Raw genomic sequence first — 20,453 nt, 5'->3', positions numbered from 1 at the left:
CTCAAAAATTATCTGGCGAGCGCGCCTTCTCCCGCGCATGCTCGCGGCTGATCACGCCCTTGGTCACCAACTCCTTCAGGCACATATCCAGCGTCTGCATCCCCAGCGACCCTCCGGTCTGAATCGACGAATACATCTGCGCCACCTTGTCTTCGCGGATCAGGTTACGGATCGCCGAAGTGCCGAGCATGATTTCGTGGGCGGCAATTCGCCCGCCGCCGATTTTCTTGATCAATGTCTGCGACACCACCGCCAGCAACGACTCGGAGAGCATCGAGCGCACCATCGATTTTTCGTCGCCCGGAAACACGTCCACCACCCGGTCGATGGTTTTCGCCGCCGACGTGGTGTGCAGCGTGCCGAATACCAGGTGACCCGTTTCGGCGGCAGTCAATGCCAGCCGAATAGTCTCCAGATCCCGCATTTCCCCTACCAGAATCACGTCCGGGTCTTCGCGCAGGGCCGAGCGCAGCGCCGTGGCGAAGCTGCGGGTATCGCGATGGACTTCGCGCTGATTGATCAGGCATTTGCGCGATTCGTGGACGAACTCGATCGGGTCTTCGATGGTGAGGATGTGGTGATGGCGATGGTTGTTCAGGTAATCGATCATCGCCGCCAACGTGGTGGACTTGCCCGAACCGGTCGGGCCGGTCACCAGCACCAGGCCCCGGGGCGCTTCGGTAATCTTGCGAAACACTTCCCCCATCCCCAGATCGTCCATGCTCAGAACCTTGGACGGGATGGTCCGGAATACCGCGCCCGCACCCCGATTCTGGTTGAAGGCATTGACCCGAAAACGCGCCACGCCGGGCACTTCGAAGGAAAAGTCGGTTTCAAGATGCTTCTCGAAGTCCACCCGCTGGAGGTCGTTCATGATGTCGTAGATCAGCTCATGCACTTCCTTGTGATCCAGGGCCGGCAGGTTGATGCGTCGCACATCGCCGTCGACACGGATCATCGGCGGCAGGCCGGCGGACAGGTGCAGGTCAGACGCGCCTTGTTTGGCGCTGAAAGCCAGCAGCTCAGTGATATCCATAGCGCTCCTCAATTCCAGTAGAATGCCGCGAACCTTCAGACCGCTGGCGCCTCTTGATGTCCACGATAGCAGACAACATCGCTCAGGTTAGTTCACGCATCCGTGCTGCCGCCCTCGCCGCCGGGCGCAACGAGCACAGCATCCAGCTGCTAGCCGTGAGCAAGACCAAACCCGCCGAAGCCCTGCGTGAAGCCCACGCCGCCGGGATCCGCGACTTTGGCGAAAACTACCTGCAGGAAGCCTTGGGCAAACAGCTCGAATTGGCCGACCTGCCCTTGATCTGGCACTTCATCGGCCCCATTCAATCGAACAAGACTCGCGCTATCGCCGAGCATTTCGACTGGGTGCATTCCGTGGATCGCTTGAAAATCGCACAACGGCTGTCCGAACAACGTCCCGCCGATTTGCCTCCATTGAACATCTGCATCCAGGTCAACGTCAGTGGTGAAGCCAGCAAGTCCGGCTGCACCCCGGCCGATCTGCCCGCCTTGGCCAATGCCATCAGCGCTCTGCCGCGCTTGAAATTACGCGGGCTGATGGCGATTCCGGAGCCGACTGAAGATCGCGCCGCCCAGGATGCAGCCTTTGCTGCCGTGCAGAGCCTGCAAGCCAGCCTGAACCTGCCACTCGACACACTTTCCATGGGCATGAGCCACGACCTCGAGTCGGCCATTGCCATGGGCGCCACTTGGGTCCGTATCGGAACGGCCCTGTTTGGTGCCCGCGACTACGGCCAGTCTTGAAACAATGGCTGACACCTCTCTTTATAAGGACCTGACATGAGCAAGACTCGTATTGCCTTTATCGGAGCCGGCAACATGGCCGCCAGCCTGATCGGCGGCCTGCGCGCCAAAGGTCTGGACGCCGCGCAAATCCGCGCCAGCGATCCGGGTGAAGAAACCCGTGCCCGCGTGAGCGCCGAACACGGCATCGAAGTGTTTGCCGACAACGCCGACGCCATTCAGGGCGTGGACGTGATCGTGCTGGCGGTCAAACCCCAGGCGATGAAAGCCGTGTGCGAAGCCATTCGCCCAAGCCTTGCGCCGAATCAACTGGTGGTCTCGATTGCGGCCGGCATCACCTGCGCCAGCATGAAAAACTGGCTTGGCGCCCAGCCTATCGTGCGCTGCATGCCTAACACTCCGGCGCTGCTGCGTCAGGGCGTGAGCGGTTTGTTCGCCACCAGCGAAGTGAGCGCCGAACAACGCCAGCAAGCTGAAGAGCTGCTGTCGGCGGTTGGCATTGCCCTGTGGCTGAACGAAGAACAGCAACTGGACGCGGTCACCGCCGTTTCCGGCTCAGGCCCGGCGTATTTCTTCCTGCTGATCGAAGCCATGACCGCCGCTGGCGTGAAGCTCGGCCTGCCAGCGGACATCGCCGCACAACTGACCGTGCAAACCGCTTTGGGTGCTGCACACATGGCAGTCGCAAGCGATGTCGACGCGGCTGAACTGCGTCGTCGCGTGACGTCGCCTGCGGGCACTACCGAAGCGGCGATCAAGTCGTTCCAGGCCGGTGGTTTCGAAGCCCTGGTGGAAAAAGCACTCGGCGCCGCTGCGCACCGCTCGGCCGAGATGGCCGAACAACTGGGTCGCTAATCAGCTCTTACAAAGGAATCAATGATGCTCGGACTCAATGACGCTGCCATTTTCATCATCAAAACCTTGGGCAGCCTGTACCTGCTGATCGTGCTGATGCGCTTCATCCTGCAATTGGTTCGGGCGAATTTTTACAATCCGCTCTGCCAGTTCATCGTGAAAGCCACTCAACCGCTGCTCAAGCCCTTGCGCCGGGTCATCCCGAGCATGTTCGGGCTGGACATGTCGTCACTGGTACTGGCGCTGATCGTGCAGATGGTGCTGATAGCAGTCATCCTGCTGCTGAAGGGCTTCGAGGTCGATTTGCTGCTTTTGGTGCCTTGGGCACTGATCGCAATCTTCTCGCTGTTCCTGAGTGTTCTGTTCTACGCGATGATCATCAGTGTGATCCTGTCCTGGGTCGCTCCCGGCAGCCACAACCCGGGCGCAGAGCTGGTCGCGCAGATTACTGAACCGGTACTCGCGCCGTTCCGCCGAATCATTCCGAACCTGGGCGGCCTCGACATCTCGCCGATCTTCGCGTTTATCGCGATCCAGTTGCTGCAAAGCTGGCTGATCCCACGCCTTGCGTACTATGCCCTCATGCCGCAGGGGCTGCTCGGCCTGATCTGATGAGCTACTTTCGCTGGGACGGTGATGACCTGATTCTGGAATGTCACCTGCAACCGGCGGCCCGCAGCGATGATTTCTGCGGGCTGCATGGTGATCGCCTGAAGATCCGCCTGACCGCACCGCCTGTTGAAGGCAAGGCCAATGCGTACCTGATGGCGTTTCTGGCCAAGGCGTTCGGGGTTTCCAAGAGTCAGGTGAGTTTGATCAGCGGAGAGCTGAACCGGCAGAAACGGGTGCGGATTTGTTCGCCGAAGAAACTGCCGGATTTGCCGGATCTGGTGCGACAGACCTGATCCACCGAGGCGCTGCATTCGCGAGCAAGCCCGCTCCCACAATGGAATGCGTTCTCCTGTGGGAGCGGGCTTGCTCGCGAATGGCGCACCTCGGTCTAACTGAATGAAATCAGGCCCGGCCTTTGCTTGCCGCTAGCCACAGCGGTCTTTAGACTTACGCCTCATTTCAATGAGAGCAGGGTCGATGCCAGCTGCCTTCCCCCCCGATTCTGTTGGTCTGGTGACGCCGCAACTGGCGCACTTCAGTGAACCCCTGGCTTTGGCCTGCGGACGTTCGCTGCCCGCTTATGACCTGATCTACGAAACCTACGGCACGCTGAACGCTACGGCGAGCAACGCCGTGCTGATCTGCCACGCCTTGTCCGGTCACCATCACGCCGCCGGCTTCCACAGCCCCGACGACCGCAAACCCGGTTGGTGGGACAGCTGCATCGGCCCCGGCAAGCCGATCGACACCAACAAGTTCTTCGTGGTCAGCCTGAATAATCTCGGCGGGTGCAATGGCTCCACCGGCCCCAGCAGTGTCAATCCGGAAACCGGCAAGCCATTCGGCGCCGATTTCCCGGTACTGACCGTGGAAGACTGGGTCCACAGCCAGGCACGCCTCGCCGACCTGCTCGGCATCCGCCAATGGGCGGCGGTAATCGGCGGCAGTCTCGGCGGCATGCAGGCCTTGCAGTGGACCATCACCTACCCGGACCGCGTGCGGCACTGCCTGGCCATCGCCTCGGCACCGAAGCTGTCGGCGCAGAACATCGCGTTCAACGAAGTCGCACGTCAGGCGATCCTCACCGACCCGGAGTTCCACGGCGGCTCGTTCCAGGAAGCGGGTGTAATCCCCAAGCGCGGCTTGATGCTGGCGCGGATGGTCGGGCACATCACTTACCTGTCCGACGACTCCATGGGCGAGAAATTCGGTCGCGGCCTGAAGAGCGAAAAGCTCAACTACGACTTCCACAGCGTCGAGTTCCAGGTCGAAAGCTACCTGCGCTATCAGGGCGAAGAGTTTTCCGGACGTTTCGACGCCAACACCTACCTGCTGATGACCAAGGCACTGGACTACTTCGACCCGGCGGCGAACTTCGACAATGACCTGGCGAAAACCTTCGCCAATGCCCAGGCCAGGTTCTGCGTGATGTCCTTCACCACCGACTGGCGCTTCTCCCCTGCCCGCTCGCGGGAACTGGTGGACGCGCTGATGGCGGCCAGGAAAGACGTCTGCTACCTGGAGATCGACGCTCCGCAAGGCCACGATGCCTTCCTGATTCCGATCCCGCGTTATTTGCAGGCCTTCAGCAATTACATGAACCGTATAGCGCTTTGAGGAAGACATGAGAGCCGATCTGGAAATCATCCAGGAATGGATCCCCGCCGGCAGCCGCGTGCTCGACCTCGGTTGCGGTGACGGCGAGTTGCTGACCTGGCTGCGCGATAACAAGCAGGTCACCGGCTACGGCCTGGAAAACGACCCGGACAACATTGCCGAGTGCGTGGCCAAGGGTATCAACGTCATCGAGCAGGACCTGGACAAGGGGCTGGGCAACTTCGCCAGCAACAGCTTCGACATCGTGGTCATGACTCAGGCCCTGCAAGCTGTGCACTACCCGGACAGGATCCTCGACGAAATGCTGCGCGTCGGTCGCCAGTGCATTATCACCTTCCCCAACTTCGGTCACTGGCGCTGCCGCTGGTACCTGGCGAGCAAGGGCCGGATGCCGGTTTCGGAGTTTCTGCCATACACCTGGTACAACACGCCGAACATCCACTTCTGCACTTTCGAAGACTTTGAAGCGCTGTGTCGCGAACGTGAAGCCAAGGTCATTGATCGGCTTGCCGTGGATCAACAGCATCGGCATGGGTGGGCCAGTAAGCTATGGCCTAATCTGTTAGGTGAGATCGGCATCTACCGCGTCAGCAGCCCCGGTCTGCCGGACCACAAGGTCGCGGTCTGAATCACGACACTTCGAGGAGAACGATCATGGGTCGTCTAGCACTGTTTTTACTTACTGCCTGCCTGAGCGTCACCGCCATGGCCGCCGACGTCATCAAGGGCGAGCGCAAGGAAACCTTTGGCGACGTGACGGTGCATTACAACACCTTCAATTCCACCTTCCTGACGCCGGAGATCGCCAAAGCGGCGGAGCTGACTCGCAGCAAGAATCAGGGCGTGATCAACGTCTCGGTACTCAAGGAAGGTAAACCACAGACGGCTCAGGTCAGCGGTACGGTCAAAGACCTGACCAGCCAAAGCATCCCGTTGAAGTTCAAACAGATCACCGAAACAGGCGCGGTGTACTACATCGCCCACTTCCCGGTGGATCAGCAGGAAATCCGCACCTTTGACATCAAAGTGCAGACCGGCGACAAAACCAACACCATCAGTTTCCAACAAGAGCTTTTCCCTGGCCAATGATGAATTTCACCCAACTCGTACTGGCCAGCCACAACGCCGGCAAACTCAAGGAACTCCAGGCCATGCTCGGCGAATCGGTGCACTTGCGCTCGATCGGCGAGTTCAGCAGTGTCGAGCCTGAAGAAACCGGCCTGTCGTTCGTCGAGAACGCCATCCTCAAGGCCCGCAATGCCTCGCGCATTTCCGGGCTGCCGGCATTGGCCGACGATTCGGGGCTGGCGGTGGATTTCCTCGGCGGTGCGCCGGGTATCTACTCGGCCCGTTATGCCGACGGTAACGGCGATGCGGCGAACAACGCCAAACTGCTCGACGTCTTGAAAGACGTGCCCGAAGCCGAGCGCGGCGCGCAATTCGTCTGCGTGCTGGCATTGGTGCGTCATGCCGACGATCCGTTGCCAATCCTCTGCGAAGGCCTGTGGCATGGGCGCATCCTGACCCAGGCCAGCGGCGAACACGGTTTTGGCTACGACCCGCTGTTCTGGGTGCCGGAGCGCGAGTGCTCCAGCGCCGAGCTTAAGCCCAGCGACAAGAACCAGATCAGTCACCGCGCCCGTGCAATGGATCTGCTGCGCCAGCGTCTGGGCTTGAAATGACCCATGACTCGTCCGCGTCGCCGCTGATCTTCGGCGGCGCCGCCCAATCGCCTCGAGCGGCCCTGCCTGTGCTGCCGCCCCTGGCGCTGTACATCCACATCCCGTGGTGTGTACGCAAATGCCCTTATTGCGACTTCAACTCCCACACCGCCAGCCCCGTGCTGCCGGAAGAAGAATATGTCGACGCCCTGCTGGCCGACCTCGATCAAGACCTGAATGCGGTCTATGGCCGCGAGCTGAGCTCGATCTTTTTCGGTGGCGGTACGCCGAGTCTGTTCAGTGCCGCGGCTCTGGGTCGCCTGCTCAAGGGCGTCGAGCAACGAATTCCGTTTGCCAGCGACATCGAAATCACCCTGGAAGCCAACCCCGGAACCTTCGAGCAGGAAAAGTTCGTCGCTTACCGGGCGCTGGGTATCAATCGCCTGTCGATCGGCATCCAGAGCTTTCAGGAAGAGAAACTCAAGGCCCTGGGGCGGATTCACAACGGCGATGAAGCCGTGCGTGCCGCCGGCATGGCGCGTCAGGCCGGTTTCGACAACTTCAATATGGACCTGATGCATGGTTTGCCCGATCAGTCCCTGGACGATGCCCTGAACGACCTGCGCCAGGCCATTGCCCTGAAGCCGACGCACCTGTCTTGGTATCAGCTGACGCTGGAGCCGAACACAGTGTTCTGGAACCAGCCGCCGACGCTGCCGGAAGACGACACCCTGTGGGACATTCAAGAGGCCGGTCAGGCGCTGCTGGCCGAACACGGTTACGCGCAATACGAAGTCTCGGCCTATGCCCTGCCCGGTCGTCCGGCGCGGCATAACCTCAATTACTGGAGTTTCGGCGACTTCATCGGCATCGGTGCCGGGGCTCACGGCAAGCTCAGCCATCCGGACGGGCGCATCGTCCGTACCTGGAAGACCCGCTTGCCGAAGGACTATCTCAACCCGGCCAAAAGCTTCCAGGCCGGCGAGAAAGCCCTGACCAACGAAGAACTGCCGTTCGAGTTCCTGATGAACGCCTTGCGCCTGACCGAGGGTGTCGAAGCGCGGTTGTACCCAGAGCGCACCGGGCTGCCCCTGGAAAGCCTCGCCGAAGGTCGCCGCGAGGCCGAACAAAGTGGCTTGTTGCAGGTCGAACCGTCACGTCTGGCGGCCACGCTGCGCGGACAACTCTTTCTCAATGACTTGCTGCAAAAATTTCTGACATAAGGAAATCGAATGGATCTGGTACTCGACCTGCTCGCCACCGTGTCCCGCTGGAGCCGTAGCAACCTGTCGGAAATCTCTCTGGCGCTGGTGGGCTGCTTGCTGGTCCTGTTTGGCGCCGATATCAAGGGCTGGGTCGACCAACGCCTGGGCAGCATCGCCGGCGCCTTGCGCGTCCCGCTGATGGCCCTGCTGTGCATGGTCGGCAGCGGCGTGGCGCTGATCTATGCCACGCCATGGATCATCAAAGGCCTGAGCCAGTTCAACAACTACAGCCTGGCGCCGGTGTTGCTGGTGGTGCTGGTGTTGATCGGCGTCGTAGCCGACCGCCGCTGATCTCCAGGTACAACACAAAACAAATGTGGGAGCGGGCTTGCTCGCGAAGGCGTCGTATCAGTCAACATCAATGTTGAATGATCTACCGCTTTCGCGAGCAAGCCCGCTCCCACATTTTGTATTGCGAATACCCGCTATTGTTTGTCGGCGGTCTTGACTGCATTGCGCATCATGGCGCTCAGTCCATGGAAGTCATTGCAGCCCAGCGCTTCAGCTTCATCCAGATAGGCAATATTCTGGCTGTCAGGCCGGTCGTTCTTGTTTACGCGCGTCAGCGCCAGAATGTAGTTGGCCTCGGCCCGATATTGGTCCTCTGTCAGGACCAATGCGACAGCGCGGGCCCGCATGGCCGCCAGAACGCCCTGCTGCGGCAAGGGCTCCCCTTCGTCCAGAAAACAGAGGGAATGCTTTGCCGCTAACGGATAAGCCTCACGATGGGCGTCGGGCTTCTGCAGCAACTGTTCCAGCGACTGCAAGAGTTTCAGGTGATCCGCGTTGTGCAGCTCAAACCTTTCGTATGCCTTGTCGCACAAGTGGTAATAGCCAACCGCCGCCGCCAGCAAACCTTGATCCATCGCCTTTTGGTAAAGGCCGCACGTCTCTTTGCGCGTTCGCTCGGAGAACATCGGATTGTCCTGCAGATTAGCCAGCAAGTACGTTGCAAGGGTGTGTCCGCCATCAGACGCCTGCTTCAGACTGGCTACGAGCGCTTCAAGATCACCTTCTGTGTTACGCAACTGCTCCGGGGTATAGTTGAAAGCAGACTCCCCGGCGGCTTCCAGCCTGACCCTCTCATCGGCCTCACGCTGCATTTTCGCCGCCACTGTCTGAGCGCGCGCAAAGTATTCATCGGGAGTGACAACACGCTCGCAAGCTGCAGAAAACAGCAGACTCAAAAACAACATGCCGGCGAAGATGACTTTCAAAACCTGTCTTCCTTTACAAGTGGGGACGTAGAGCTTTCGGCGGACAAACGCTGATCTTGAACACCACACAAAACAAATGTGGGAGCGGGCTTGCTCGCGAAGGCGTCGTATCAGTCAACATCAATGTTGAATGATCTACCGCTTTCGCGAGCAAGCCCGCTCCCACATTTGGTATTGCGTAGGGCTTAGGACTGTTTTTCGAACTTCAGATCCCACACGCCATGCCCAAGACGTTCGCCGCGGCGTTCGAACTTGGTGATCGGGCGTTCGGTCGGGCGTGGGACGCATTTGCCGTCTTCGGCGAGGTTGCGATAGCCCGGCGCGACGTTCATCACTTCCAGCATGTACTCGGCGTATGGTTCCCAGTCGGTGGCCATGTGCAACACACCGCCGACCTTCAACTTGCTGCGCACCAGCTCGGCGAACGACGCCTGAACGATACGACGCTTGTGGTGACGGCTCTTGTGCCACGGGTCCGGGAAAAACAGCATCAGGCGATCGAGGCTGTTGTCGGCGATGCAACGGTTGAGCACTTCGATCGCATCGCAATCGTAGACGCGCAGGTTGGTCAGGCCCTGGGTCAGCACGCCATTGAGCAGCGCGCCGACACCTGGACGGTGAACCTCAACACCAATGAAATCCTGCTCCGGCGAGGCCGCGGCCATTTCCAGCAGCGAATGGCCCATGCCGAAGCCGATTTCCAGCGAGCGCGGCGCTGAGCGACCGAACACCTGATCGAAATCCACCGGCGCATCGGCCAAAGGCAGTACGAACAGCGGCGTACCTTGGTCCAGGCCACGTTGCTGGCCTTCGGTCATGCGCCCGGCGCGCATCACGAAACTCTTGATGCGGCGGTGTTGGCGCTCGTCGCCTTCTTCCGTCTGGATTGGCGTGTCGTTTGATTCAGTCATCAATGGCTCTTACTTGATCAGACCATCCAGCGGCGAGGAGGCGCTGGCATAGAGTTTTTTCGGCATGCGGCCGGCGAGGTAGGCCAAGCGACCTGCAACGATGGCGTGTTTCATGGCTTCAGCCATCATGATCGGCTGCTGGGCATGGGCGATGGCCGAGTTCATCAGCACCGCTTCGCAGCCCAGTTCCATTGCGATGGTGGCGTCGGAGGCAGTACCGACACCGGCATCCACCAGCACCGGAATTTTCGCTTCTTCGAGGATGATCTGCAGGTTGTACGGGTTGCAGATCCCCAGGCCCGTGCCGATCAGACCGGCCAGCGGCATCACCGCGATAACGCCGATTTCCGCCAGTTGACGGGCAATGATCGGGTCATCACTGGTGTAAACCATCACGTCGAAACCTTCCTTGACCAGCACTTCGGCAGCCTTGAGGGTTTCGATCACGTTAGGAAACAGGGTTTTCTGGTCCGCCAGCACTTCCAGCTTCACCAGGTTGTGGCCGCCGAGCAGCTCACGGGCCAGGCGGCAGGTGCGTACAGCCTCGGTAGCGTCGAAGCAGCCGGCGGTGTTAGGCAGGAAGGTGTAGCGATCCGGCGACAGGACTTCGAGCAGGTTCGGTTCGCCCGGGTTCTGGCCGAGGTTGGTGCGGCGCACGGCGAAGGTGACGATCTCGGCACCCGAGGCTTCGATGGCCAGGCGGGTTTCTTCCATGTCGCGGTACTTGCCAGTACCTACCAGCAAACGCGACTGGTAAGTACGACCGGCCAGGACGAAAGGCTTGTCGCTACGAACGATGCTCATGGGAAATCCTCTGTAGGGGTGAGGTTCTTGCAGAATTCTGTGCCCATCAGGGCCGGGCGACTAGCCGCCGCCGATGGCGTGTACCACCTCGACGGAATCGCCGTCGTTCAGCGTGGTTTCTGCGTGCTGGCTGCGCGGGACGATATCCAGATTGAGCTCGACCGCCACCCGGCGTCCGGTCAGTTCCAGACGGGTCAGCAGGGCCGCAACGGTTTCACCGTCGGGCAGTTCAAGGGATTCGCCGTTCAATTGAATGCGCATACCGAATGCCGCCATCATTTTTAGGGGCTGGCATTCTAGCCCGATCAGTCAGGCCGACCCAAGCCATTCGTCACGAAATGGACCGCGTGGTCAGCTCAACCGCCAGGCGGCAAGCCCCAGGCAAACCCAGCCAACCAGGAACGCCAGGCCACCGAAGGGCGTCACGATCCCGAGCTTGCTGATGCCCGTCATCGTCAGCAGGTACAGGCTGCCGGAAAACAACAGAATGCCGATAGCAAAGGATGCGCCGGCCCAGGTGATCAGTCGACCGGGAATCTGCGTGGCCACCAGCGCTACACCCAGCAACGCCAGGGTATGCACCAGTTGATAGGTGACGCCCGTATGGAAAATCGCCAGGTACTCGGCGCTCAGGCGGCTTTTCAGGCCATGGGCGGCGAATGCGCCCAAGGCAACACCGGTGAAGCCGAAAAAAGCAGCCAGCATCAGGAAGCCACGCAACATGAAGAACTCCGGTCAGACTCGATCAACAGGGTCTGTATAATGGCCGGCTCAACGGGTTCGGCCAAGCCATCTCTATGCTGCAGTTAATTTTCCGTCGTTTCACAAAGGCCCTGCTCTGGTTCGCGGCTGGCAGCGTATTGCTGGTGCTGATCTTTCGAGTGGTACCGCCACCGGGGACCGCGTTGATGGTCGAGCGCAAGATCGAATCCTGGTTCGACGGCGAACCCATCGACCTGCAACGCACCTGGAAGCCCTGGGATGAAATTTCCGATGACCTGAAAGTCGCGGTGATTGCCGGTGAAGACCAGAAGTTTCCCGAGCATTGGGGCTTCGATTTCGGCGCAATTCAGGCAGCGTTTGCGCATAACGAGCGCGGCGGCTCGATTCGTGGTGCCAGCACTCTGAGCCAGCAAGTGTCGAAGAACCTGTTTCTGTGGTCTGGCCGCAGCTGGCTGCGCAAAGGCCTGGAGGCCTGGTTTACCGGGCTGATCGAGGTGCTCTGGCCCAAGCAGCGGATTCTTGAGGTGTACCTCAACAGCGTCGAGTGGGATGAAGGCGTGTTTGGCGCCGAAGCGGCGGCTCGGCATCACTTTGGTGTAGGCGCTCGCTCGATATCCCGACAGCAGGCAAGTTTGCTGGCTGCGGTACTGCCAAACCCGCGGGTGTGGAGCGCCAGTCATCCAACCTCTTACGTTGCACGACGGGCCGGGTGGATTCGCCAGCAGATGAGTCAGTTGGGCGGGGATAGCTATCTGCTCGGGCTCAACGATTCGCGCCGGGCACCTTGGTCCCAGTAACACTGAAGATCCCCTGTGGGAGCGGGCTTGCTCGCGAATGCGGTGTGTCATTCAGCTTTAATGTTGACTGATGTACCGCATTCGCGAGCAAGCCCGCTCCCACATTGGTTTTGTGGTGTAGTGCACAAACAAAAACGCCCCGATCAATGATCGGGGCGTTTTTTATTGCCTGAGCTGCGGTTAGGCGGCGATCGACAACTTGAGCTTGTTCATCGCGCTCTTCTCGAGCTGACGAATACGCTCGGCCGACACGTTGTACTTCTGCGCCAGGTCGTGCAGCGTGGCTTTTTCTTCTGCCAGCCAGCGCTGGTAGAGGATGTCGCGGCTGCGGTCGTCCAGCACTTCAAGCGCTTCGTGCAGGTTGTGGTTGGAGTTGTCGCTCCAGTCGGCGTCTTCCAGTTGACGGGCCGGATCGTACCGGTGGTCTTCCAGGTAGTTGGCCGGCGCCTGGAATGCACTGTCGTCGTCCGCTTCCGCGGCCGGGTCGAAAGCCATGTCATGGCCGGTCAGGCGACTTTCCATCTCGCGCACTTCCCGCGGCTCTACGCCGAGGCTTTCCGCCACGCGATGGACTTCCTCGTTGTTCAGCCAGGCCAGACGTTTCTTCTGGCTGCGCAGGTTGAAGAACAGCTTGCGCTGGGCCTTGGTGGTCGCGACTTTCACGATCCGCCAGTTGCGCAGGATGAACTCGTGGATTTCCGCCTTGATCCAGTGCACCGCAAAGGACACCAGGCGTACGCCCATTTCCGGGTTGAAACGCTTGACCGCTTTCATCAGGCCGACGTTGCCTTCCTGGATCAGGTCAGCCTGGGCCAGGCCGTAGCCGGAATAGCTACGGGCAATGTGTACGACAAAACGCAGGTGGGCGAGCACCATCTGCCGAGCCGCCCCCAAATCCTGCTCATAATAGAGACTCTCGGCCAGTTCACGCTCCTGCTCCGGTGTCAGCAATGGAATGCTGTTCACCGTGTGCACATAGGCCTCCAGGTTCGCACCCGGGACCAGAGCATATGCAGGCTGCAAAGAATTGGTCATACGAAAAAACCTCCGACTTACATAACTCGTGCAGTTCAGCACTGCGAAAATTGACCGGAAACCAAAAGACAAGTTCCCATAAACGCTGAAAGGTCAATACGAGCAAAATGATATTACTTTGGCGCAAGCTCCCGCAGGTGGCGTGCGACTGCAATCCATGCACCGATATACCCCAACAGCACCGCGCCAAGCAAGAGCGATAGACCGTCGGCAACTGGCACTCCGGCCAGCGCAAAATCACTGCCGTACAAACCGGCCAGTCCAACCACCGCGTCGTTCAGCCAGTTCAGGCCGAACGCCAATACACCCCAGGAAAGAATCCCCGCACCAAAGCCATAAAGTGCACCCATGTACAGAAAGGGCCTGCGCACATAGCTGTCAGTGCCGCCGACGAGTTTAATCACTTCTATCTCTGTGCGGCGGTTTTCAATATGAAGACGAATGGTATTGCCTATCACCAAAAGTAATGCAGAAACCAGAAGCACGGTCAGACCGAAGACAAATCGGTCGCCCAGCTTGAGGATGGCTGCCAGACGCTCGACCCAGACTAGATCAAGTTGCGCCTGTTGTACCTTCGGCAATTCGGAAAGTTTTTGTCTCAATGCTTCAAGCGCGGGCTTGTCGACCTCGTTCGGTGTCACCAGGACCACGCCCGGCAGCGGGTTTTCCGGGAGTTCCTTGAGCGCTTCGCCCAGCCCGGACTGCTGCTGGAACTCTTCCAGCGCCTGATCGCGCCCCACGTATTCGGCTTCGGCCACGCCCGGCATGCCCTTGATCTGCTCACGCAACGACTCGCCCTGTTCAGGGCTGGCATCGAGTTGCAGGTACAGGGATATCTGCGCCGCACGCTGCCAGGAACCGCCGAGACGCTCGACGTTACTTAGCAAAAGTGACAGGCCCATCGGCAAACTCAGGGCAACTGCCATCACCATGCAGGTGAAAAAGCTGCCGATCGGGTGTTTGCCCAAGCGGCGCAAGCTGTCCAGCAGACTGGCGCGATGGCTTTCGATCCAGGCGCGGAACAGCGTAGGGAAGTCCGGGCCATCGTCATCGTCGCGCTTTTTCTTCTGCGACTGCGGTTGCGGATCGGCAGCCTTCGGGGCCACGCGCTCGGAAACCTTGGGGCTACGTGTTGCACTCATACGCCAGCCTCCCCGTCGCCGATCAATCGGCCACGCTGCAGGGTGAGCATGCGGTGACGCATGCGGGCAATCAGTGCCAGGTCGTGACTGGCGATCAGCACGCTGGTGCCCAGACGGTTGATGTCTTCGAACACACCCATGATTTCTGCCGCCAGACGCGGGTCGAGGTTACCGGTCGGTTCGTCCGCCAGCAGCAAGGCCGGACGGTGAACGATGGCGCGAGCGATGCCGACCCGCTGTTGCTGGCCGGTGGACAGGTCGCCGGGGTAGAGATCGGTTTTGTCCGAGAGCGCCACGCGCTCCAGGGCCGAGTCCACGCGCTTGGCGACTTCGGCCTTCGACAGACCAAGGATCTGCAGCGGCAACGCGACGTTGTTGAACACCGTGCGATCGAACAGCAGCTGGTGATTCTGAAACACCACGCCGATTTGCCGGCGCAGGAATGGAATCTGCGCATTGCTGATGGTGCTCAGGTCTTGCCCTGCCAGCAGCAATTTGCCGGTGGTCGGACGCTCCATCGCCAGCAGCAGGCGCAACAAGGTGCTTTTACCGGCGCCAGAATGGCCGGTAACAAACAAGAATTCGCCCCGACGGACTCGAAAGCTCAGCTCATGCAAGCCGACGTGGCCATTCGGGTAGCGTTTACCGACCTGTTCGAAACGAATCATGAACGCTCCCGCTCGGCAAACAATGCCTGGACAAAGGGTTCTGCTTCAAAAGTACGCAAATCGTCGATGCCTTCGCCGACGCCGATATAGCGAATCGGCAAGCCAAACTGCTTGGCCAGGGCGAAAATCACCCCGCCCTTGGCGGTGCCATCGAGTTTGGTCAGCGCCAGACCGGTCAGCTCGACGGTCTGATTGAATTGCTTGGCCTGGTTGATGGCGTTCTGGCCGGTACCGGCGTCAAGCACCAGCAGCACCTCATGGGGCGCGTCGGCATCAAGCTTGCCGATCACCCGGCGAACTTTTTTCAGTTCTTCCATCAGATTGTCTTTGGTGTGCAAACGACCGGCGGTGTCGGCGATCAGCACATCAATACCACGGGCCTTGGCGGCCTGCACGGCATCGAAGATGACCGAAGCCGAGTCGGCGCCGGTGTGCTGGGCGATCACCGGGATCTTGTTGCGCTCGCCCCAGACCTGCAATTGCTCGACTGCGGCGGCACGGAAAGTATCACCGGCGGCGAGCATGACTTTCTTGCCTTCCAGCTGCAGTTTCTTCGCCAGTTTGCCGATGGTGGTGGTCTTGCCGGCGCCGTTGACGCCCACCACCAGAATCACGAATGGCTTGTTCTGTGAGGTGATTTTCAGCGGCTGTTCGACGGGCTTGAGCATCGCTGCCAGCTCGGCTTGCAGGGATTTGTACAACGCGTCGGCATCGGCCAGCTCTTTGCGGGCGACTTTCTGGGTCAGGCGCTGAATGATCACCGACGTCGCTTCGACGCCGACATCGGCGGTCAGCAGACGGGTCTCGATGTCTTCGAGCAACTCGTCATCGATGATTTTCTTGCCGAGGAACAGGCTGGCCATGCCCTCGCCAATGCTGGCGCTGGTCTTGGACAAGCCTTGTTTGAGACGGGCGAAGAAACCGGCTTTGGTCTCCTCGGTACGCACAGGCTCGACCGGTGTTTCGACGGGAGCGATGGGCGTGGTGGCGACAGGAGCGATAACCGGTGCAGGTGCAGGCGCTTGAACAATCGGAGCAACCGGAGCGGGAGCAACAAATGCAGGCGCTACAGGTTCTGGAGCAACCAGCGCAGGCTCGGCCACGAACACAGGTTCAACGACCGGTTCAACCACCGGCGCGCGAACCGGTTCAGGAGCAAACGCAGTCGGGGCCGGAATCGGCGGCGTGATGTGAGCTGCTTGTTCATCTTCGACCAACGCCACCGGCTCTTCCGCCACCGGCAACGTCAGCCATGGCTCGGCGGCTGGCGTCAGCGGCAATGGGGCCACGACTTCGGTTTCAGGCGCAGGCTCGGCCGCGGATTGCAGCACCGGCTCGGCGATTGGCAGGGCAACCGGCGCAGGTGTTGGCTCAGGAAGTGGTTGTGGCTGTTCGACAACGGGTTCCTGCGGCTTTTTGCGCAGCCATCCGAACAGGCTTTTCTTCTCGCCAGCCGCAGCTGGGGTCTTCTTGTCGTCGTTGGAACCAAACATGGAGGACGGCTATCTCACGGTAGCGACGCGCCAAAGGGCGCCTCGGCAATAAATAATTCGATGCAGAACAGACTGCGATTCATCCAGCTTGTTCACGCGCAACATTTTGTCGAGGTGCAAACGGCACCTTGCAAAAAACGATTTCACGAAGGACTGAAGCGGCAAAATCGGCGAAAAAGCAGAGTTTAGTCGATAAACCCCAGCCTTCTGCCGTAAACCCATACAACCTGATCAAACGTAAAGGCCTGATAGGCGTGGCCGCCAGTAAAACGGATCAGTATCCTAGCACCTCCTCGCCCGCCTAGGCTAAGACCAAGCGGGCAGCCCAACAGGTTTAAAAACGAATGAATGCTCTAGCCCGCCGCGCTGCAGGCCTGCTGTTCAGCACAGTTTGTCTGCCCCTCTCGGCCCTGGCTGCCGATCCACAACCCACCCACGAATTCACCCTCGACAACGGTCTGAAGGTTGTTGTGCGCGAAGACCATCGTGCGCCGGTCGTCGTTTCCCAGGTCTGGTACAAGGTCGGCTCAAGCTATGAGACCCCGGGCCAGACCGGGCTGTCCCATGCGCTGGAACACATGATGTTCAAGGGCAGCGAGAAAGTCGGCCCCGGCGAAGCGTCGCTGATCCTGCGCGACCTCGGTGCCGAAGAGAACGCCTTCACCAGCGACGACTTCACCGCGTATTACCAGGTGCTGGCCCGTGATCGTCTGGGCGTGGCCTTCGAGCTGGAAGCGGACCGCATGGCCAATCTGCGCCTGCCAGCCGACGAATTCACCCGCGAGATCGAGGTGATCAAGGAAGAACGTCGCCTGCGCACCGACGACAAGCCGATGTCCAAGGCCTACGAACGCTTCATGGCCATCGCCTACCCCGCCAGCGGCTATCACACGCCGACCATCGGCTGGATGGCGGACCTCGACCGCATGAAGGTCGAAGAACTGCGCCACTGGTATCAATCCTGGTATGTGCCGAACAACGCCACCCTGGTGGTCGTCGGTGACGTGACCCCGGACGAAGTCAAAACCCTGGCCCAGCGTTACTTCGGCCCGATCGCCAAGCGTGATGTGCCACCCGCGAAAATCCCGCTGGAACTGGCCGAGCCCGGCGAACGGAAGATCACCCTGCACGTGCAGACCCAATTGCCGAGCCTGATGCTGGCCTTCAACGTGCCGAGCATCGCTACCGCCGAAGACAAGCGCTCGGTGAACGCTCTGCGCCTGATTTCCGCACTGCTCGATGGCGGCTACAGCGGCCGGATCCCGACGCAACTGGAACGCGGCGAAGAACTGGTGTCCGGCGGTTCGTCGAGCTACGACGCCTACACCCGTGGCGACAGTCTGTTCACTTTGTCGGCCACGCCGAACACCCAGAAGAAGAAAACCATGGCCCAGGCGGAAGCCGGCCTGTGGAAACTGCTTGAACAGCTGAAAACCACCGCGCCCTCCACTGAAGAGCTGGAGCGCGTACGAGCGCAGGTCATTGCCGGCCTGGTCTACGAGCGTGACTCGATTACCAGCCAGGCCACCGCCATTGGCCAACTGGAAACTGTCGGGCTGTCCTGGAAACTGATGGACACCGAACTCGCCGAACTGGAAAGCGTGACCCCGCAAGACATCCAGAAGGCCGCCAAGCTGTATTTCACTCGCGCACGTCTCAGCGTCGCCCATGTACTGCCACAGGAGACGACTCATGAGTGAGCGTAAAAAACCGCGCCTGGCCCTGATCGGCCTGATCGTCATTGCATTGCTCGGGTCTGGCGTCTTCTATTTCTCCAAGTCTGACAAAACCAGCGCCAGCGAAGCCCTCGACAAAGCCAAGGCCAGCCAGAAACTGCAATCGTTGGCAGAACTCGACGGCAAGGCCCCAAGCCATCGCTCGCTGAACGTGCAAACCTGGAACACCGCCGAAGGCGCCAAGGTAATGTTCGTCGAAGCCCGTGAGCTGCCGATGTTCGACATGCGCCTGATCTTCGCTGCCGGCAGCAGCCAGGACGGCGATGCTCCCGGCCTGGCACTGCTGACCAATGCCATGCTCAATGAAGGTGTGGCCGGCAAGGATGTCAGCGCTATCGCCCAGGGCTTCGAAGGCCTGGGGGCCGATTTCGGTAACGGCGCCTATAAAGACATGGCGATTGCCTCGCTGCGCAGCCTCAGTGCCGCGGATAAACGCGAGCCTGCCTTGAAGCTGTTTGCTGAAGTGGTCGGCAAACCGACCCTCCCCGCCGATTCCTTTACACGCATCAAGAACCAGATGCTGGCCGGCTTCGAATACCAGAAACAGAACCCCGGCAAACTCGCCAGCCTGGAGCTGATGAACCGCTTGTATGGCGATCACCCGTACGCGCACTCCAGCGATGGCACGGCGAAAAGCATTCCACCGATTACCCTGGCGCAGTTGCGGGCCTTCCATCAGAAAGCCTACGCTGCTGGCAACGTGGTGATTGCACTGGTGGGCGACTTGTCGCGCGCCGAGGCCGAGGCGGTTGCCGCACAAGTGTCCGCCGATCTGCCCAAAGGGCCGGCCCTGGCGAAAATCGAACAACCGACCGACCCCAAGTCCAGCATCGGCCACATCGAGTTTCCGTCCAAGCAAACCAACCTGATGATCGCGCAACTGGGCATCGATCGTGACGATCCGGATTACGCAGCGCTGTCGCTGGGCAATCAGATCCTTGGCGGCGGTGGCTTCGGCACCCGGTTGATGAGCGAAGTGCGCGAGAAGCGCGGCCTGGCCTATGGCGTGTATTCGGGTTTCAGTCCGATGCAGGCTCGCGGGCCGTTCATGATCAACCTGCAAACCCGCGCCGAGATGAGCGAAGGCACGCTGAAACTGGTGCAGGATGTGCTCGCCGACTACCTTAAAACCGGCCCCACCGAGAAAGAACTCGACGATGCCAAGCGTGAACTGGCCGGCAGCTTCCCGCTGTCCACCGCCAGCAACGCCGATATCGTCGGGCAGCTCGGCGCCATGGGTTTTTACAACTTGCCGCTGAGCTACCTGGAAGACTTCATGCAGCAGTCCCAGAGCCTGACCGTCGAGCAAGTCAAAACCGCATTGAACAAACACCTGAGCACGGACAAACTGGTCATCGTCAGCGCTGGCCCGACCGTGCCACAAAAGCCGTTGCCGGCCCCTACTGACAAACCTGCCGAGCAACCGCTCGGGGTTCCGGAGCACTAATGGCCCGTCCATCGCGTCCTAAAAAACCTGTTCACAACGTGCATAACGGTGTGAATCAACTGCGCATCATCGGCGGTGAATGGGGCAGCCGAAAGCTGAGCTTCCCCGATGCGCCAGGCTTGCGTCCAACGCCGGACCGAGTCCGTGAAACCCTGTTCAACTGGCTCGCGCCTTATGTCGCAGGGGCCAAGGTACTTGATCCGTTTGCCGGCAGCGGTGCGCTGTTTCTGGAAGCTTTGTCCCGTGGCGCAGCAATGGGTCAGGCGCTGGATGCCAGCAACATCGCGGTAGCGAGCATCAAGGAACATCTGGGCACCCTGCGCTGCACGACCGGTCAGGTACAGACTGCCGACGCCTTGCGCTATCTGGAAACCCAACCGGCCATGGCATTCGATCTGGTGTTTCTCGACCCGCCGTTCAATCAGAATCTGTTGCCGGCCGTTTGCACTTTGCTCGAAGAGCGTCATTGGCTGAGTGACGATGCGTGGGTCTACACTGAAAGCGAAACGGCACCGTCGATATTGGGTTTGCCAGAAAATTGGCGCCTGCATCGGGAGCAAAAATCCGGACGAGTGTACTACGCGTTGTGGCAACGTATGGCAGGGATCGCCGGTTAGTCCGGCCTGTAAAAAACGGTGCGAAGCTCAGTCAGTTAACGCTGCGGGTAAGCACCGCTGCATCGAGAGCAATC

Annotated in this window: 24 protein-coding genes; 14 read left to right on the top strand and 10 right to left on the bottom strand. The window is 60.0% G+C overall.

What is annotated here, in order from left to right; all coding sequences use genetic code 11:
* Position 1: 1 nt before the first annotated feature.
* Positions 2-1,036, bottom strand: a complete 1,035-nt coding sequence (locus PMI36_RS25630) for a type IV pilus twitching motility protein PilT (protein WP_007897938.1) — start codon at positions 1,034-1,036, stop codon at positions 2-4.
* A 56-nt stretch (positions 1,037-1,092) separates the two neighbouring features.
* Between PMI36_RS25630 and PMI36_RS25635 the strand changes: the two genes are divergently transcribed.
* The 10 genes from PMI36_RS25635 to PMI36_RS25680 all read left to right on the top strand — a co-directional run bounded on the left by PMI36_RS25635 (position 1,093) and on the right by PMI36_RS25680 (position 8,080).
* On the top strand, positions 1,093-1,779 hold the full coding sequence (locus PMI36_RS25635; protein WP_008068119.1) for a YggS family pyridoxal phosphate-dependent enzyme: 687 nt from the start codon (positions 1,093-1,095) through the stop codon (positions 1,777-1,779).
* Between the two features lie 36 nt (positions 1,780-1,815).
* Positions 1,816-2,634: a pyrroline-5-carboxylate reductase gene (gene proC / locus PMI36_RS25640; RefSeq protein WP_008068117.1), complete on the top strand. Its 819-nt coding sequence runs from the start codon at positions 1,816-1,818 to the stop codon at positions 2,632-2,634.
* A 24-nt stretch (positions 2,635-2,658) separates the two neighbouring features.
* Positions 2,659-3,246, top strand: a complete 588-nt coding sequence (locus PMI36_RS25645; protein ID WP_008068116.1) for a YggT family protein — start codon at positions 2,659-2,661, stop codon at positions 3,244-3,246.
* Entirely contained in the window at positions 3,246-3,539 is a 294-nt protein-coding gene (locus tag PMI36_RS25650; protein WP_008068114.1) for a DUF167 domain-containing protein, read from the top strand. Before PMI36_RS25645 ends, PMI36_RS25650 begins: the two co-directional genes overlap by 1 nt.
* A gap of 184 nt (positions 3,540-3,723) precedes the next feature.
* Positions 3,724-4,863, top strand: a complete 1,140-nt coding sequence (metX, locus tag PMI36_RS25655; protein WP_008068112.1) for a homoserine O-succinyltransferase MetX — start codon at positions 3,724-3,726, stop codon at positions 4,861-4,863.
* Positions 4,864-4,870: 7 nt separating this feature from the next.
* Positions 4,871-5,491 (top strand): methionine biosynthesis protein MetW, encoded by a 621-nt coding sequence (metW, locus tag PMI36_RS25660; RefSeq protein WP_008068110.1) that lies wholly within the window; start codon positions 4,871-4,873, stop codon positions 5,489-5,491.
* Positions 5,492-5,517: 26 nt separating this feature from the next.
* Positions 5,518-5,952, top strand: coding sequence for a DUF4426 domain-containing protein (locus tag PMI36_RS25665; RefSeq protein ID WP_008068108.1), 435 nt, complete (start codon positions 5,518-5,520; stop codon positions 5,950-5,952).
* Complete coding sequence (rdgB, locus tag PMI36_RS25670; RefSeq protein WP_008068106.1) at positions 5,949-6,545, top strand: RdgB/HAM1 family non-canonical purine NTP pyrophosphatase; 597 nt, start codon at positions 5,949-5,951, stop codon at positions 6,543-6,545. Before PMI36_RS25665 ends, rdgB begins: the two co-directional genes overlap by 4 nt.
* Entirely contained in the window at positions 6,542-7,747 is a 1,206-nt protein-coding gene (hemW, locus tag PMI36_RS25675) for a radical SAM family heme chaperone HemW (protein ID WP_008068105.1), read from the top strand. The genes rdgB and hemW overlap by 4 nt, the downstream gene beginning before the upstream one ends.
* Positions 7,748-7,756: 9 nt before the next feature.
* On the top strand, positions 7,757-8,080 hold the full coding sequence (locus tag PMI36_RS25680; RefSeq protein WP_007897907.1) for a DUF3392 domain-containing protein: 324 nt from the start codon (positions 7,757-7,759) through the stop codon (positions 8,078-8,080).
* Positions 8,081-8,214: 134 nt separating this feature from the next.
* Here the strand turns inward: PMI36_RS25680 and PMI36_RS25685 are convergent, their stop codons facing one another.
* The 5 genes from PMI36_RS25685 to PMI36_RS25705 all read right to left on the bottom strand — a co-directional run bounded on the left by PMI36_RS25685 (position 8,215) and on the right by PMI36_RS25705 (position 11,444).
* Complete coding sequence (locus PMI36_RS25685) at positions 8,215-9,006, bottom strand: hypothetical protein (protein WP_008068103.1); 792 nt, start codon at positions 9,004-9,006, stop codon at positions 8,215-8,217.
* Between the two features lie 185 nt (positions 9,007-9,191).
* Entirely contained in the window at positions 9,192-9,917 is a 726-nt protein-coding gene (trmB, locus tag PMI36_RS25690; protein ID WP_007897906.1) for a tRNA (guanosine(46)-N7)-methyltransferase TrmB, read from the bottom strand.
* 9 nt (positions 9,918-9,926) lie between these two features.
* Positions 9,927-10,721, bottom strand: a complete 795-nt coding sequence (locus PMI36_RS25695; protein ID WP_008068101.1) for a thiazole synthase — start codon at positions 10,719-10,721, stop codon at positions 9,927-9,929.
* 60 nt (positions 10,722-10,781) lie between these two features.
* Complete coding sequence (gene thiS, locus PMI36_RS25700; RefSeq protein ID WP_007897898.1) at positions 10,782-10,982, bottom strand: sulfur carrier protein ThiS; 201 nt, start codon at positions 10,980-10,982, stop codon at positions 10,782-10,784.
* Positions 10,983-11,072: 90 nt separating this feature from the next.
* On the bottom strand, positions 11,073-11,444 hold the full coding sequence (locus tag PMI36_RS25705) for a DUF423 domain-containing protein (RefSeq protein ID WP_008068099.1): 372 nt from the start codon (positions 11,442-11,444) through the stop codon (positions 11,073-11,075).
* A gap of 74 nt (positions 11,445-11,518) precedes the next feature.
* Between PMI36_RS25705 and mtgA the strand changes: the two genes are divergently transcribed.
* Positions 11,519-12,241 (top strand): monofunctional biosynthetic peptidoglycan transglycosylase, encoded by a 723-nt coding sequence (gene mtgA, locus PMI36_RS25710; RefSeq protein WP_008068097.1) that lies wholly within the window; start codon positions 11,519-11,521, stop codon positions 12,239-12,241.
* A gap of 180 nt (positions 12,242-12,421) precedes the next feature.
* Here mtgA and rpoH read toward each other — a convergent pair whose 3' ends face one another.
* From rpoH to ftsY, 4 genes are all read right to left on the bottom strand, one after another.
* Positions 12,422-13,276, bottom strand: a complete 855-nt coding sequence (rpoH, locus tag PMI36_RS25715; RefSeq protein ID WP_008068095.1) for an RNA polymerase sigma factor RpoH — start codon at positions 13,274-13,276, stop codon at positions 12,422-12,424.
* Positions 13,277-13,389: 113 nt separating this feature from the next.
* Positions 13,390-14,418 carry a permease-like cell division protein FtsX gene (ftsX, locus tag PMI36_RS25720; protein WP_008068094.1) on the bottom strand — a complete coding sequence of 343 codons (1,029 nt, stop codon included), beginning with the start codon at positions 14,416-14,418 and terminating at the stop codon, positions 13,390-13,392.
* The gene (gene ftsE / locus PMI36_RS25725) at positions 14,415-15,086 is read right to left on the bottom strand and encodes a cell division ATP-binding protein FtsE (RefSeq protein WP_007897888.1); all 672 of its coding nucleotides are present in this window, start codon (positions 15,084-15,086) and stop codon (positions 14,415-14,417) included. Before ftsE ends, ftsX begins: the two co-directional genes overlap by 4 nt.
* Positions 15,083-16,579: a signal recognition particle-docking protein FtsY gene (gene ftsY, locus PMI36_RS25730; protein ID WP_008068091.1), complete on the bottom strand. Its 1,497-nt coding sequence runs from the start codon at positions 16,577-16,579 to the stop codon at positions 15,083-15,085. The genes ftsE and ftsY overlap by 4 nt, the downstream gene beginning before the upstream one ends.
* A 344-nt stretch (positions 16,580-16,923) precedes the next feature.
* Here ftsY and PMI36_RS25735 point away from each other — a divergent pair, with 344 nt between their 5' ends.
* Genes PMI36_RS25735 through rsmD form a run of 3 tightly spaced genes read left to right on the top strand, consistent with a single transcriptional unit; the run spans position 16,924 to position 20,379 of the window.
* Complete coding sequence (locus tag PMI36_RS25735; protein ID WP_008068089.1) at positions 16,924-18,279, top strand: M16 family metallopeptidase; 1,356 nt, start codon at positions 16,924-16,926, stop codon at positions 18,277-18,279.
* Positions 18,272-19,762, top strand: coding sequence for a M16 family metallopeptidase (locus PMI36_RS25740; RefSeq protein ID WP_008068087.1), 1,491 nt, complete (start codon positions 18,272-18,274; stop codon positions 19,760-19,762). Before PMI36_RS25735 ends, PMI36_RS25740 begins: the two co-directional genes overlap by 8 nt.
* Entirely contained in the window at positions 19,762-20,379 is a 618-nt protein-coding gene (rsmD, locus tag PMI36_RS25745) for a 16S rRNA (guanine(966)-N(2))-methyltransferase RsmD (protein WP_008068085.1), read from the top strand. Before PMI36_RS25740 ends, rsmD begins: the two co-directional genes overlap by 1 nt.
* Positions 20,380-20,453: the final 74 nt, after the last annotated feature.

This window comes from Pseudomonas sp. GM79 (assembly GCF_000282495.1).
GTDB lineage: Bacteria > Pseudomonadota > Gammaproteobacteria > Pseudomonadales > Pseudomonadaceae > Aquipseudomonas.
Note: the sequence above shows the minus strand (reverse complement) of the source record. Positions and strands in the feature narration are given on the sequence as shown.

Coding starts and splice junctions, on each gene's coding strand:
- PMI36_RS25630 (WP_007897938.1), bottom strand. CDS start 1,036: ATGGATATCACTGAGCTGCTGGCTTTCAGCGCCAAACAAGGCGCGTCT.
- PMI36_RS25635 (WP_008068119.1), top strand. CDS start 1,093: ATGTCCACGATAGCAGACAACATCGCTCAGGTTAGTTCACGCATCCGT.
- proC (WP_008068117.1), top strand. CDS start 1,816: ATGAGCAAGACTCGTATTGCCTTTATCGGAGCCGGCAACATGGCCGCC.
- PMI36_RS25645 (WP_008068116.1), top strand. CDS start 2,659: ATGCTCGGACTCAATGACGCTGCCATTTTCATCATCAAAACCTTGGGC.
- PMI36_RS25650 (WP_008068114.1), top strand. CDS start 3,246: ATGAGCTACTTTCGCTGGGACGGTGATGACCTGATTCTGGAATGTCAC.
- metX (WP_008068112.1), top strand. CDS start 3,724: ATGCCAGCTGCCTTCCCCCCCGATTCTGTTGGTCTGGTGACGCCGCAA.
- metW (WP_008068110.1), top strand. CDS start 4,871: ATGAGAGCCGATCTGGAAATCATCCAGGAATGGATCCCCGCCGGCAGC.
- PMI36_RS25665 (WP_008068108.1), top strand. CDS start 5,518: ATGGGTCGTCTAGCACTGTTTTTACTTACTGCCTGCCTGAGCGTCACC.
- rdgB (WP_008068106.1), top strand. CDS start 5,949: ATGATGAATTTCACCCAACTCGTACTGGCCAGCCACAACGCCGGCAAA.
- hemW (WP_008068105.1), top strand. CDS start 6,542: ATGACCCATGACTCGTCCGCGTCGCCGCTGATCTTCGGCGGCGCCGCC.
- PMI36_RS25680 (WP_007897907.1), top strand. CDS start 7,757: ATGGATCTGGTACTCGACCTGCTCGCCACCGTGTCCCGCTGGAGCCGT.
- trmB (WP_007897906.1), bottom strand. CDS start 9,917: ATGACTGAATCAAACGACACGCCAATCCAGACGGAAGAAGGCGACGAG.
- PMI36_RS25695 (WP_008068101.1), bottom strand. CDS start 10,721: ATGAGCATCGTTCGTAGCGACAAGCCTTTCGTCCTGGCCGGTCGTACT.
- thiS (WP_007897898.1), bottom strand. CDS start 10,982: ATGCGCATTCAATTGAACGGCGAATCCCTTGAACTGCCCGACGGTGAA.
- PMI36_RS25705 (WP_008068099.1), bottom strand. CDS start 11,444: ATGTTGCGTGGCTTCCTGATGCTGGCTGCTTTTTTCGGCTTCACCGGT.
- mtgA (WP_008068097.1), top strand. CDS start 11,519: ATGCTGCAGTTAATTTTCCGTCGTTTCACAAAGGCCCTGCTCTGGTTC.
- rpoH (WP_008068095.1), bottom strand. CDS start 13,276: ATGACCAATTCTTTGCAGCCTGCATATGCTCTGGTCCCGGGTGCGAAC.
- ftsX (WP_008068094.1), bottom strand. CDS start 14,418: ATGAGTGCAACACGTAGCCCCAAGGTTTCCGAGCGCGTGGCCCCGAAG.
- ftsE (WP_007897888.1), bottom strand. CDS start 15,086: ATGATTCGTTTCGAACAGGTCGGTAAACGCTACCCGAATGGCCACGTC.
- ftsY (WP_008068091.1), bottom strand. CDS start 16,579: ATGTTTGGTTCCAACGACGACAAGAAGACCCCAGCTGCGGCTGGCGAG.
- PMI36_RS25735 (WP_008068089.1), top strand. CDS start 16,924: ATGAATGCTCTAGCCCGCCGCGCTGCAGGCCTGCTGTTCAGCACAGTT.
- PMI36_RS25740 (WP_008068087.1), top strand. CDS start 18,272: ATGAGTGAGCGTAAAAAACCGCGCCTGGCCCTGATCGGCCTGATCGTC.
- rsmD (WP_008068085.1), top strand. CDS start 19,762: ATGGCCCGTCCATCGCGTCCTAAAAAACCTGTTCACAACGTGCATAAC.